The organism is Labrys sp. E2SS-1L (assembly GCF_057073705.1).
Genome location: NZ_CP172712.1, coordinates 608,495 through 620,617, shown reverse-complemented (window position 1 = coordinate 620,617; position 12,123 = coordinate 608,495). Strand labels below are relative to the sequence as shown.

General features: G+C 64.9%; 10 protein-coding genes. 1 reads left to right on the top strand and 9 read right to left on the bottom strand.

The window, feature by feature from the left end:
• Positions 1 to 147: 147 nt before the first annotated feature.
• The 6 genes from leuC to ACIGJE_RS02785 all read right to left on the bottom strand — a co-directional run bounded on the left by leuC (position 148) and on the right by ACIGJE_RS02785 (position 7,576).
• Positions 148 to 1,569: a 3-isopropylmalate dehydratase large subunit gene (gene leuC / locus ACIGJE_RS02810; RefSeq protein WP_483679282.1), complete on the bottom strand. Its 1,422-nt coding sequence runs from the start codon at positions 1,567 to 1,569 to the stop codon at positions 148 to 150.
• A gap of 115 nt (positions 1,570 to 1,684) precedes the next feature.
• Positions 1,685 to 2,437 carry a phosphodiester glycosidase family protein gene (locus tag ACIGJE_RS02805; RefSeq protein WP_376717646.1) on the bottom strand — a complete coding sequence of 251 codons (753 nt, stop codon included), beginning with the start codon at positions 2,435 to 2,437 and terminating at the stop codon, positions 1,685 to 1,687.
• A 125-nt stretch (positions 2,438 to 2,562) separates the two neighbouring features.
• On the bottom strand, positions 2,563 to 3,204 hold the full coding sequence (locus ACIGJE_RS02800; protein WP_311934528.1) for a LysE family translocator: 642 nt from the start codon (positions 3,202 to 3,204) through the stop codon (positions 2,563 to 2,565).
• A gap of 107 nt (positions 3,205 to 3,311) precedes the next feature.
• On the bottom strand, positions 3,312 to 5,504 hold the full coding sequence (locus ACIGJE_RS02795; protein WP_415084392.1) for a mechanosensitive ion channel family protein: 2,193 nt from the start codon (positions 5,502 to 5,504) through the stop codon (positions 3,312 to 3,314).
• 243 nt (positions 5,505 to 5,747) lie between these two features.
• Entirely contained in the window at positions 5,748 to 6,476 is a 729-nt protein-coding gene (locus ACIGJE_RS02790; protein WP_415084394.1) for an FkbM family methyltransferase, read from the bottom strand.
• Complete coding sequence (locus ACIGJE_RS02785) at positions 6,473 to 7,576, bottom strand: radical SAM/SPASM domain-containing protein (RefSeq protein ID WP_415084396.1); 1,104 nt, start codon at positions 7,574 to 7,576, stop codon at positions 6,473 to 6,475. Before ACIGJE_RS02785 ends, ACIGJE_RS02790 begins: the two co-directional genes overlap by 4 nt.
• 247 nt (positions 7,577 to 7,823) lie before the next feature.
• Here ACIGJE_RS02785 and ACIGJE_RS02780 point away from each other — a divergent pair, with 247 nt between their 5' ends.
• A complete protein-coding gene (locus ACIGJE_RS02780; RefSeq protein ID WP_415084398.1) occupies positions 7,824 to 8,243 on the top strand; it encodes a hypothetical protein in 420 nt (139 codons plus the stop codon).
• 17 nt (positions 8,244 to 8,260) lie between these two features.
• Here the strand turns inward: ACIGJE_RS02780 and ACIGJE_RS02775 are convergent, their stop codons facing one another.
• The 3 genes from ACIGJE_RS02775 to ACIGJE_RS02765 all read right to left on the bottom strand — a co-directional run bounded on the left by ACIGJE_RS02775 (position 8,261) and on the right by ACIGJE_RS02765 (position 11,971).
• The gene (locus tag ACIGJE_RS02775) at positions 8,261 to 9,928 is read right to left on the bottom strand and encodes an adenylate/guanylate cyclase domain-containing protein (protein WP_415084400.1); all 1,668 of its coding nucleotides are present in this window, start codon (positions 9,926 to 9,928) and stop codon (positions 8,261 to 8,263) included.
• A gap of 179 nt (positions 9,929 to 10,107) precedes the next feature.
• Positions 10,108 to 11,286 (bottom strand): aminotransferase class V-fold PLP-dependent enzyme, encoded by a 1,179-nt coding sequence (locus ACIGJE_RS02770; protein ID WP_415084402.1) that lies wholly within the window; start codon positions 11,284 to 11,286, stop codon positions 10,108 to 10,110.
• A 238-nt stretch (positions 11,287 to 11,524) separates the two neighbouring features.
• Positions 11,525 to 11,971 (bottom strand): cyclic nucleotide-binding domain-containing protein, encoded by a 447-nt coding sequence (locus ACIGJE_RS02765; RefSeq protein ID WP_311934536.1) that lies wholly within the window; start codon positions 11,969 to 11,971, stop codon positions 11,525 to 11,527.
• Positions 11,972 to 12,123: the final 152 nt, after the last annotated feature.

Sequence of the window (12,123 nt, the reverse complement as noted above, 5' to 3'; positions counted from 1 at the left end):
CTCGTCTGTGATGCCTGCGGGGAAGGGGTTGGATTGCCGGGTCAAGCCCGGCAATGACAAATGTCGGAGCCAATTCAGTCCCCTTTTTGACGGTCGCACCCTTGCTCTCTTCCCGCATATGGGAAAGCGCCGGAGGGCACTGCCCGCTTACGCGTTGGCCGCGATCTTTTCCCATTCGCGGATGTCGACGAAATGGCCGGCGATGGCGGCAGCGGCGGCCATCTGCGGCGAGACCAGGTGGGTCCGGCCCTTGTAGCCCTGGCGTCCCTCGAAATTGCGGTTCGAGGTGGAGGCGCAGCGCTCGCCGGGCTTGAGTTTGTCGGCATTCATGGCCAGGCACATCGAGCAGCCCGGCTCGCGCCAGTCGAAGCCGGCAGCCCGGAAGATCTTGTCGAGGCCTTCGGCTTCGGCCTGCATCTTCACCAGGCCCGAGCCCGGCACGATCATGGCATTGACGTTGGCGTTGACCGTATGGCCCGCAACGATGCCGGCGACGGCGCGCAGATCCTCAATACGGCCATTGGTGCAGGAGCCGATGAAGACGCGGTCGAGCGTCAGGTCCTGGATGCGCTCACCACCCTGCAGGCCCATATAGGCCAGGGCACGCTGGATCGCGGCTTTCTTGTGCTCGTTCGGCGCATCGTCCGGATGCGGCACCTTGCCCATGATCGAGGCGACGTCCTCGGGGCTGGTGCCCCAGGTGACGATCGGCGGCAGGGCGGCGGCGTCGAGCTTCACCTCGCGGTCGAAATGCGCGCCATCCTCGGTGTAGAGCGTGTTCCAATAGGCCAGGGCCCTATCCCAGGCTTCGCCCTTCGGCGCCTTGGGGCGATCCTTCAGATAGGCGTAGGTCTTCTCGTCGGGCGCGATCAGGCCGGCGCGGGCGCCGCCTTCGATCGACATGTTGCAGATGGTCATGCGGCCCTCCATCGAGAGGGCGCGCACGGCCTCGCCGGCATATTCCAGCACATGGCCGGTGCCACCTGCCGTGCCGATCTCGCCGATGATGGCCAGGATGATGTCCTTGGCGGTCACGCCGTCCGGCAGCACGCCGTCGACGGTGACCCGCATGTTCTTGGCCTTCTTCTGGATCAGCGTCTGAGTGGCGAGCACATGCTCGACCTCGGAGGTGCCGATGCCGTGGGCCAGCGCCCCGAAGGCGCCATGGGTGGAGGTGTGACTGTCGCCGCACACGATGGTGGTGCCGGGCAGAGTGAAGCCCTGCTCAGGGCCGACGATGTGGACGATGCCCTGGCGCTTGTCGAGTTCGGAGTAGTACTCGACGCCGAAATCCTTGGCGTTCTGGGCCAGCGTGTTGACCTGCATGGCGCTTTCGGGGTCGTCGATGCCCTTGGAGCGGTCGGAGGTCGGCACGTTGTGGTCGACCACGGCCAGGGTGCGCTGGGGCGAATGCACCTGGCGGCCGGAAACGCGCAGGCCCTCGAAGGCCTGCGGGCTGGTCACCTCATGCACGAGATGGCGGTCGATATAGAGCAGGCTCGTCCCGTTGGCGGAGGTTTCGACGACGTGATCGTCCCAGATCTTGTCATAGAGCGTGCGGGGAGCCATGGCTGTTCCTAGAGTGTGACGCGATTTTGACGGCTGATGTAGTCAAAAATGCCCGTCTGGAAAAGAGTGTAAAAACTAACAGCCTTGCGGCAAGCAGGAGCGCGTCGCGCCGGCGCTACGGCCCTTCCGTCACGCCCACCATCGGCCCCAGCGTGGTCCAGCCGCCGATCGCCGGCATGGGCGGCGCGTAGAGGGTGGAGATCGAGCCGTCGAGGAAGAGGGCGTTCTGGGTGCCCAGCCGGTCGCGGAACAGCTCGGCGAAATCGTGGAAGCTCACCGGCTCGGCCGAGATGGCGAAGATCACGATCTTGCCGTCGCGCACGCCGACGCCATTGCGGATCTTCTCCGACGGCCCGTCCGGCTGGATCTTGGGATGAATCTGGCCGTCGATCACCAGCATCGGGCCCGATTGCGTGGCGAAGCGGGCATTGATGCGGGCTTTCAGGAACCGGCTCGTCTCCATCACGCCGGCCTTGCCGTCGCCGAAATAGAACACGCCATTGGGCTTGAGATGGAAATTGCCGAAGCCGTTGCGGGTATTGGCATTGTGCAGGATGCGGCCATTCTCGACATAGAGGCCGACAGGGCCGAGCGCCTTGTCGTACATGCCGGCATTCATGGCGAAGATCAGCTTCTTGCCCTGGGTGTCCAATTCCTGGGCGAGCCGGCCAGGACTGCCGAGCGGTGTGCCGTCGGCACCGCGCCAATAGAGGGCCAGACTGTCGTTCGACAGATCGAAACGGCACACGATGTAGCTGCGCCCCTTCGAGGTCATGTCCTCGCAGGCAGCCTCGGCTGCAACGGCCGAACCGATCAGAGCGACGATGGTTGCCAGGCCCAGCAGGGCTCGGCGCAGGAACGACGGCAAGCAACAACTCCCCAGAGCCAGGCGCATTTCGAGCAGAAACGCTTTTACTTTAACTCTTTGATTCAAAGCGATTTTGCGACTTGGAGCGATTCGGTCAAATCGCAAAACGCTTTAGGCGAACTCCGTCAGCGGGTCTGCGTGGTCAGGATCTTGAAGGCGAAAAGCCCGAAGACACCGGCGAAGGTGAAGTCGATGCCTCGCAAGACCCGCGGGCGGGCCTTCAGCCACGACACCACCTTCTCAGCCCCGAGAATCAATAGAAACGCAAACGGCAGATTGATGGCAATGAAATAGAGTCCCAAAAAGAAAAGTTTTTGGGAGGCATGGGGGTCGGCTGCATCGACGAATTGCGGCAGGAAGGTCAGGAAGAACAGCACCACCTTGGGGTTGGTGAGGTTGATGCCGAGCCCCACCATGAAGGTCGGCCAGAATCCGGCCTCCTGCTTGCCCTCGTCGCGCACGTTCAGGGCCGAACCGGAGCGGATGGCGCCATAGGCAAGCCAGAGCAAATAGAGTGCGCCGACGATCTTCAGGGCCGTGAAGGCGGTGGCCGAGGCCGCCAGCACGGCCGACAGGCCGACCGCGGCGAAGAAGGTATGGAACAGGCAGCCGACCTGCGTGCCCAGCATGGCGGCGGTGCCGCCGCGCCGGCCGCCGGAGATGGTCTTGGCCAGCCACAGGCTCATATCGGGACCGGGCGTGATGAAGAGGAAGATGCAGGCGGCCGAATAGAGGGCAAGCGTATGGAGATCGGGTAGAAACGTCATCGCGACAATCCGCCAGCACAAATCAAGTAGGTGTCTGCTACACCCGGATGCGCGTTTGGGGAAGGGTTAGGTGGCGCCAGCCCTCCTCACCTCCTATCTTTACGGGCCTATCCGGCTGCGGCCGGAGGCAAGGCCAAGGCTGCATTGGCGGCGACGGCGGCACCGAGGCCGGCACGGCCCTCCCCGTCGAGCGTGCGCACCGCCACGGTGCCGGTGGAGAACTCGATGCCCTGTTCGGGTAGGATGCGGACCAGGCGCTTGAGCGCCTCGCGCTGGATGAATGTCGGCTTGTTCGGTTTGACCGTGAATTTGAAGCGGACGACGATGGCGTTGTCGGTGATGTCGAACACGCCCTGCATCTTCAGGGGGGTGAGGAACTCCTCCTTCATCTCGGGATCCTCGAGCATGTCCTGGCCGATCTTCTTGACCGCCTTGCGCAGCTTTTCCAGATCGGTCTCGCGCGCGAAGCGCAGCGGGAATTTGATGGTCGCCCAGTCGCGGCTGTAATTGGTGACCTGGCCGAGCTGGCCATAGGGGATGGTATGCACCGGGCCGTTCTGGTGTCGCAGGCGCAGCGAGCGCAGGGTGAACCCCTCGACGGTACCCTTGGCCTTGCCGACATCGATATATTCGCCGACCCGGAAGGCATCGTCGATGAGGAAGAAGACGCCCGACACCACGTCCTTCACCAGCGTCTGCGATCCGAAGGAGATGGCAAGGCCGAAAATCGAGGCGCCGGCGATCAGCGGCGTCACGTTGACGCCGAGCTGGGACAGGACGGTCAGCACGGCCAGGATGGAGATCGCGATCGCCAGGCCGATGCGGAAGACCGGCATCATGGTGGCAATGCGCGAGGCGGTGGAAACCGGGGCGTCGTCCTCGGCATCAGCTGCGCCCGGCAGGGCCGGGCCGCTGCGGCCCGCGGAATAACGGTCGGTGATGTAGCGCACCAGCTCCCAGGCGCAATAGGCGGCGAAGGCTGTCAGTCCGGCGGAGAACAGGTTACGCGCCACCCGGTTGAAGTCATCGCCGGCCATGACGCCGCTGACATCGACGGCCCAGGTGCGGCCGAGGGCACCGATCGCCAGGATCAGCACGCCGAAGCGGGCGCAGCGCGCCAGCGCTTCCGCGCCCCTTGGATGGATCAGACGGACGCCATCGGTCTGGTGCTGGAGCATGATGCGGATACGGTGCACCAGCGATTCGACCACCAGCAGGGCCACCAGGATCGCCAGCGTCAGCATCAGGGCACCGGAGATGCGCGTCTGGCCGGCCACGGCCGCGTAGATATCGGCGGTGACGAACAGGGCGAACAGCAGCAGGGCCCCCAGCAACCAGTGCTTGGCGATCGCGGTCTTGACCGGGCTGGCTTGAGCGGGATTGGCGACGCCGATGAACCAGCGGCCGATCGGGCCGTTGAGGCGGATGCAGACGGCCACCATGCCCAGCATCATGACCACGGCGCCATAGAGCTGGGCGGTTCCGACCGCCAGCGGCGGGGATTGCAGGGCACGCAGCACATCGGCGAGCACGGCGTTGAACAAAAGCAGCAGGATCGCGAAGGAAGCGCCACGGTAGATCGCGCGCGCATCGGCGTCCCCGAGATCGGGCAGGCGGGCCTCGGGCAGGCGGGGCTGCAGGGTGAAGCGGAACACGGCCTGGAGCAGGCGCCAGATCAGCATGGTCTTGAGCATGGCGATGGAGAAGCGGGTCTGCGGCAGGTCACCCATGAAGCGAGCCGCTTCGCTGGCATTGCCGACGATCCACAGCGCGATCAGGGGCGGCAGTTCCAGGGCTCCGAGGCCGAGCAGCGCCCTGATGCCATGCAGGCCGTGCATCCGGATCACCAGCCGGCGCCGTAGTGGCGTCAGCAGCAGCCGGACCACCCATTCTGCCGCGAGGGCTGCCGCCAGCGCGCCGATCAGCAGCAGGAAATAGCGGCCGAGGCCCCGGCCATCGTTGTAATCGGCATCGAGCCTGGTGACGAGCTTGCCAAATTCGGCCCAGAGAGCCGGCAGGCCGGTGACGAGGCCTCCGACATGCATGAACATCTCGGTCTGCTGGGCACTTGCCATCTGCATGCCGCTGCCGTCGGGGCTGGGCGGAGTAGGTTGGGCGCCCTGGGCCTGCAGCTTCTTCATCACGGATTGGCTGATGGCCTCGACCATCGTGTCCATCTGCTGCTGGCTCATGGCGGGAGGCGCGGGAGCGGCAGGAGACGGCGTTCCCTGCGCCCAGCACGGCCAGGCGGCCAAGGCGAAAACCACGAAGAGCCAACGCAACCCGCCAGGCAGTCTCAAGACGAACGTCCTCCCAAGGCGTTTTGCGATTTGCGGGCTACGCCGAGAATCGCAAAGACGCTATAGCCAATCCCGCCGGATTGGCTGGAAACACAGAGCTGGCGCAAACGAGCCTTCAGCCGCGAACCCGCCTTGCTCCCGCTGCCGTCAGGCGGTCGCACATAGCGCGTGCTGCCGACCGGATTGCAACCAATTCACGACACAGGCGGAAGAGCCGGTCAATGGCCCCGTATCGGCAAGCCGCTACTTTCGCGTTGCCAGCACGGTGGAATTGGCCTGCCGGGATATCGGCGCGCCCTCGCAATCAAGGCTGCGCAGCGTGTAGGCGGCAAGTGCCGACTGGGCCGTCGCCGTCAGGGTTTCGATCTCAGCGGCCGAACGGCCGGCTTTGGCGAGCAGGCGGGGATGGAAGGCGATCAGGGCTGCCACGGTGCGCGGGCCGAGGAGGGAGGCCAGATGCGGCAGGAGCTGATACTCGGCCCCTTCCACATCCATCTTGAGCACGATGCGCTTGGCATTCTTCGCCATGGCGGCGATGTCGGCGGGCAGGATCGCCTCCGCCTCCCACAGCGCGGCGCCGCTGTCGGCGGCCAGGATGCTGCCCATGCTGTCGCCGGGCTTCTTGGGCGAACCCAGCCTGACGCGCCCCGGCGTCGGCGACACCGCGGCATGGTGGAGGCGGATGTGCGATGCCAGCACCGGATTGGCGGCGACATTGGCGCTGATGAGCTCGAAGGCGCGTGGATCGGGTTCGAAGGCGAGAACATCGGCTCCGAGTGCGGCGGCCGTCAGGGTGATCGGTCCGATCCAGCCGCCGATATCGATGAACAACGTACCGGGACCGGCGAGCGCATGCACACTCGCCAGTGTCTCGGGCTCCCAGGCCCCGCTCTCGGCCTTGTCCCAGAAGCCGTCCTTGTCGTCGGCGACGGCGAAGCTCGCGCCGGCGACGCTGCGCAGCCGGGCGTTCACGCCGCTTTGCTCTGCAGCTCGGCGGCCCTCTGCCGGCGCAATTTGTTGAGCTTGATCTTGAAGCCCATATTGTCGGCGTTGGAATAGGAGCAGCTCTGGCAGATATCGAACTGCTTAGTATAGCCGTGGCGCCTGGCCTTGGCCGCCTCGTCCGACAGATAGGCCTGCTTGAAGCCGACCTTGTCGACATTGGGCAGCTTGATCATGCGGTCATAGTCGATGCAGCACAGGCCGAGGTCACCTTCCCAGAACACCACGGTCTGATAGAGCGGCACGTCGCAGAGCAGGCTGATCTTCTCGTTCTGGTGGCGCTGCAGATCATGGTTCTTCGGCACGAGGTGGCCATATTTCGTCTGCTGGTCGTCGTCGGTGTAGGAACCGAGGCTGAAGGTCTTGAAGCGTACCTGGTCGAAGCCGATATTGTCCGCCCACTCCACCATCGCGTCGATCTGCTTTTCCGAATAGGAGGTCAGCAGCGTCTGCAGCACGGTCACCGTCTTGGTGTTGCCGAGGCGCTGCTTGATGGCGAGGAAGTTCTCGATATTGGCTTTCACCTGCTCGAACTTCGAGCCGACGCGGTAGGATTCCTGCGCCTCGGCGTCGAAGCCGTCGATGCACAGGTTGATGCGGCCGAGCCCGGCCTGGAGCATCTTCTCGATCAGCTCGGAAGAAAGCTTGGTGGCATTGGTCGAGACGAAGGTGTCGTGCCCGCGCTCATTGGCATAGGCGATCATCTCGGGCAGCGCCTTGTTCATGGTCGGCTCGCCGGAGAAGTTGAAATACATCGCCGGTTTGAGCGGCTCGTCGACGAAATCGTCGACGATCTGCCGGAAGATCTCCATCTTCATCAGGCCGCGCGGACGCGTCATGGCGAAGGTGACCGGGCAGACGGGGCAGCGCAGATTGCAGGAATTGGTGACGTCGACGACGATGATCGTCGGCAATTTCTTGAAATAGCTGAGCGGAATATGGCTGGCGGCATAGGTGAACGCCTTGCGGGCCAGGGGCGATTTCTGGATCTGGTCCGTCACCTTGTCACGCACGCGGTGCAGCAGCTTGGGGGCGGCGGATTTGGTTCCAATCGCAGTCAGGTCAAGCACGGTCTTCTCCATCCGGCACACCGGGTCAAGGCCGGTGGCTTGAGCCCGTGTGTAGCGCAGATTTGGCGGGAGTGCGACAGGCCGCGCTCAAATTCGAGTGATGGCGGTTCCGGCAGGATATGGCGTGCCGGATGCCGGAAAAATCCCGTTCGGGACCGTACCGGATCCCAGCCGGGTTTGACGATGGCGACGACTTCAGGGAATCTGAGGCGACAATCCTGTCGGTCCCGGTCCGGAAGGAAGATGAATGCAGCTGAAGAGGCAGATCCCGTTGCTGGCCATGGCTGCGCTCGTCGGCCTCGCCGGCATGTCCGGATTGGCTGTTCCTCCGGTTCATGCTCAGACCGCGCAGGCGATTCCCGTCCGGCCGAATCCGGCGCGCGTGCAGCAGAAGATGCGCGAGATCGAACCCGAATACCGCCGCCGCGTGTTGCGCAACGGCAAGGCTGCCGCCGATGCCTGGCTGGTCCGCACGGCGCGGCAATGGGGCATAGAGGAGGGTCGCAGGGCCCGGCGGGAGTATGATGCCAACCAGCGACGGGCGGCCGAGGCCCGCAGTCGCCCGCGCACCGCGCAGCCTGCCTCACCTCTGCAATCTGCGACGCCGCCCAAGCCCGCTCCAGCCGATACGCCGCTCCCGGCGACGATCCGGGAAGGCTTGCGCTGAAGGGCCGGCGTGACCCTTCACTCGGCCGGTACCGGCGTCTCGTCGAGCGTATAGAGCGTGATCGGCTTGTCGCGGCCGACGATGTGCAGATGCTTGCCGTTCTGGCGGCGCAGCGACATGCCCGAACGCAGCATGGCTTCTTCGGAGATCAGGCAGTCGGTGAGGTAGTCCTTGGTGGCGGCTTCCAGCCGGCCGGCGATGGTGACGGTGTCGCCGAGCGCGACCAGGCGCATGCCGCGCTCGCTGTCGCCGACCCGGGCGATGATGGCGGGGCCGGAATGGATGCCGATGCCCACCCTGAGGGGGATCGAAAGGGCCGCCCCGAATTCGGTGTTGAGGCCTTCCACGCTCTTGAGCATGCCCCGGGCCGCCCGGATGGCATCGGCAGCGCCGCGGGAGGGCTCGTCACCCAGGCCGAAGATCGCGATCAGCCCGTCGGCCGCAAAGGCATCGACGCGCCCGCCATGGGCCTCGGCGGCCTGGGTCATTTCCTGCACGAAGCGGTTCATCAAAAGCACGATATCGTAGGGGATCTGCAGCCTCGTCATCGCATTGAAGGCGCGGATGTCGACGAAGAGGGCGGTGATCTCGCGTTCTGCACCCCAGCGATAGAGATCGTCGCCGCTGCGCCCGCGCATGCCTGACGGCACGATCGGCAGCAGGATCTGCACGGAGATGTCGTGGTCGGGGCGAAGCTGGCAGGCAAGGCGCACATTGGCGGGTGCCGAGATGCGCTCCAGCATGGTGCGCTCGGCCTTGCTCGGGGCCGGCAGGGCGCTCGCATCCGAGGTGACGGCCACCCGGCAGGTCGAGCAGCGCCCGCGCCCGCCGCACTGGGCCGGATGGGGGATGGCGTTGGCACGGCTGGCCTCGAGTACGGTGGTACCGCGCGGGATCTTGAAGGTGCCGTGGCCGACATAGCGGATGGAGACCGTGCCCGACCGCAGTCGCAGCACGACCCGCAGAATCATCACGAAAGCAACGAAGGCGATCACGGCGGCAAGGCCGAGCAGCAGCCATTGCCCCGCGACGAGCAGGGCCATGGTGTGGTCGGTCGCGATCGGCGAGGGCGTGCGTCCGGCCGCCTCGAGCTCGCGGCTGGCGGAGAAGAAGCCGGCCAGCGCCAGGGTGGGCAGCATGCCCATGCCCAGAATCAGCAGGTCGCGCCAGCGCGCATAGAAGGAGCGGCTGCGCAGCACCTGGCCGATGCCGATGCAGCCATGCGTCCAGGCACAGAGCAGCAGCAAGATCTGCTTGGCCGGCCCGCCCTGCCAGATCCGCGCCAGCACCTCGCCATAGCTTTCGCTGTAGCCGTAGAGGGAGGTGATGCGCGTGCCGAGCACATGGGAGATCAGGAAATAGGGAATGGCCAGGCCGAGGGCGATCTGCACCAGTTCCTCGAGTGGCATGCGCGAAATGCGCCGCGTGGTCAGGCGCTTGAGTGCGAGCGTCGCATGGGTCAGCAATGCTCCATAGAGGAGCACGGTGCCGCCATAGGATTGCCAGGCCCAGATTCGCCAGCGCTGCACGGCCTCCATGGTCGTCACGCCGAACACGCCGAGGGCGTGGTTGAGCAGATGGGTGGTCACGAAGGCGAACAGCACGACGCCGGCCCATAGCCGCAACTCGCGCTCCCGTGGCAATCGCCATTCGATTTGCCCGGGTGCGCTCTCGGTGTCGCTCATGCGGTCGAACTCGTGAAGATGAGTGCCGGGATGCGGCAGTCGGTCAAAGGGGAGAGCCCATGCGGGCCTGGCAGCAAAGCCCGTTTTAGCGAAAACGCAGTTTTACTCTAGCTCTTTGTTTCGACGCGACTTTGCGATCCGCGGCACCGCCCCCGGGGTGTTCCGGTCCGAGCCTGCCATCAATGCATCTTCTCCAGCAGCGCCAGCAGGGCGTCGATCTCGTCCTCGCTGTTGTAGTAGTGCGGCGATGCACGCACCAATATCGGCAGATGGCGGGCGAGCGCGTCGAGCAAGGTGCTGCCGGGCCGGGATATGCTGAGATTGATGCCGGCCTCGGTGGCGCGCCTGCGGACCTCGTCCGCCTCCAGGCCGTCGACCGTGAAGGAAACGATGGCTGCCGGATGTGGGCCGAGATCGAAGACGCGTAGGCGCGGGAGCGATCGCAGACCCGCCCGCAGCCGTTGCGCCAGCGCCTGGCAGCGATCGCGAATCGCCTCGATGCCGACGGCAAGGGCATAATCGGCGGCGACGCCGAGCCCGAGCCGGGCGGCGTAATTGTTCTCCCAGCTTTCGAAGCGCCTCGCGTCATCGCGCAGGCGGTAGTGATCCTTGTCGACCCAAATTGCGCCGAAATGGTCGACCATCGGCGGCTCGAGCGTGAGGCAGAGCTTGCGGCGGACATAGAGGAAGCCGGTGCCGCGCGGCCCGCGCAGAAATTTGCGGCCGGTCGCCGACAGCATGTCGCAGCCGAGAGCCTCGACGTCGATGGGCATCTGCCCCACGGCCTGGCAGGCATCGAGCAGATAGGGAATGCCATGGCGCCGGGCCACGGCTCCCACCGCGGCGGCCGGGTTGACCAGGCCGCCATTGGTCGGGATCCAGTTGATGGCGATCAGGCGCACCCTGTCGTCGATCATGGCCTCGAGCGCAGCGGGATCGAGCACGCCGTTGGCATCGTCGGGAATGACCTCGATCACCGCGCCAGTCCGTTTGGCGACCTGCAGGAAGGCGACGTAATTGGCGCCATATTCGGCCGTGGTGGTGAGAATGCGGTCACCCGGCCGGAAGGGGAGGGCGTAGAATGCCATCTGCCAGGCGACGGTGGCATTCTCCGTCAAGGCGATCTCGTCGCGCGCGCCGCCGACGAGGCGGGCCAGGCTGTCATAGACGCTGTCGAGCCGGGCTGCCGATTCCTCGGCGGCCTCGTAACCGCCGATCTCGGCTTCGCGTCGCAGATAGGAGGTCATCGCATCGACCACCGGCGCCGGCATGAGCGCTGCGCCGGCATTGTTGAGATGGATGCGGTTGGCGACACCGGGGGTTTCGGCACGAAGGCGGTCGAGTGCAAGGGTCATCATGGCTCCTCGGGCATCTTTCGATCGGATGGAGGCATCGAATCGCAAAGATGCGTCGAAATGGAATCGGATGGAGGCGGCTTGTAGATGCGCTCGGCAGGAGGGGCGGGCATGGCGCATAGGCACAACCGAGCCTTGCCCGCCCATTTTTTACGATTCAAGCGATTGTGGGTGCACTCGGCAAACAGTCAACGGCTGCCGCATGGCTGCGCCGGCAGGCCGTATCCGCCTGTGCGGAAATTCAGTGCGTCAGGACGTGGGCATCCTGCGTGGCGATCTGCATGACGCGCCGCGCCAATTCCTTGGCGATCGACATGGAGAACTGCGGATTGTCCTGCATCATGCGCAGCAGGCAGTCCTTGTTGATGCGCATGACCGAAATGTCGGTATGGGCCCGCGCCGAAGTGAAACGGCGTGCGTCGCAGAGCACCGCGACTTCGCCGATCATGGCGCCCGGACCTTCGGTACCGATGGCGATGAGGTTCTCGCCATTCTGGGCGAGCAGTTCGACGTCGCCCCTGAGGATGACGTAGGCAGCATCGGGAATCTCGCCGATCTTGAAGAGATAGTCGCCCTTCTCGAAGGTCAACTGCTCGCTCATGCAGGCGAGCAGCCGCATCTTGCACGGATCGATGCCCGTGAAGATCGGCGCGTTCCTGATGGTTTTGACTTCCAGATCGAGATCCAAGGTCCCTCTCCCCGCTCAACCCTAGAGCAAAGCGCGTTCAAGTGTGAACGCCCATTTGCTCTAGCTCCTTGTTCCGACACGCCTTTGCGATTCGAGGTGACTCCCTCACATCGCAAAACGCTTTAGCAACCCCTCGTTGAGCAATCGAGGCA

Excerpts from the sequence above, each read along its gene's own strand:
- leuC (WP_483679282.1), bottom strand. The coding sequence starts at position 1,569 with ATGGCTCCCCGCACGCTCTATGACAAGATCTGGGACGATCACGTCGTC.
- ACIGJE_RS02800 (WP_311934528.1), bottom strand. The coding sequence starts at position 3,204 with ATGACGTTTCTACCCGATCTCCATACGCTTGCCCTCTATTCGGCCGCC.
- ACIGJE_RS02775 (WP_415084400.1), bottom strand. The coding sequence starts at position 9,928 with ATGAGCGACACCGAGAGCGCACCCGGGCAAATCGAATGGCGATTGCCA.
- ACIGJE_RS02780 (WP_415084398.1), top strand. The coding sequence starts at position 7,824 with ATGCAGCTGAAGAGGCAGATCCCGTTGCTGGCCATGGCTGCGCTCGTC.
- ACIGJE_RS02770 (WP_415084402.1), bottom strand. The coding sequence starts at position 11,286 with ATGATGACCCTTGCACTCGACCGCCTTCGTGCCGAAACCCCCGGTGTC.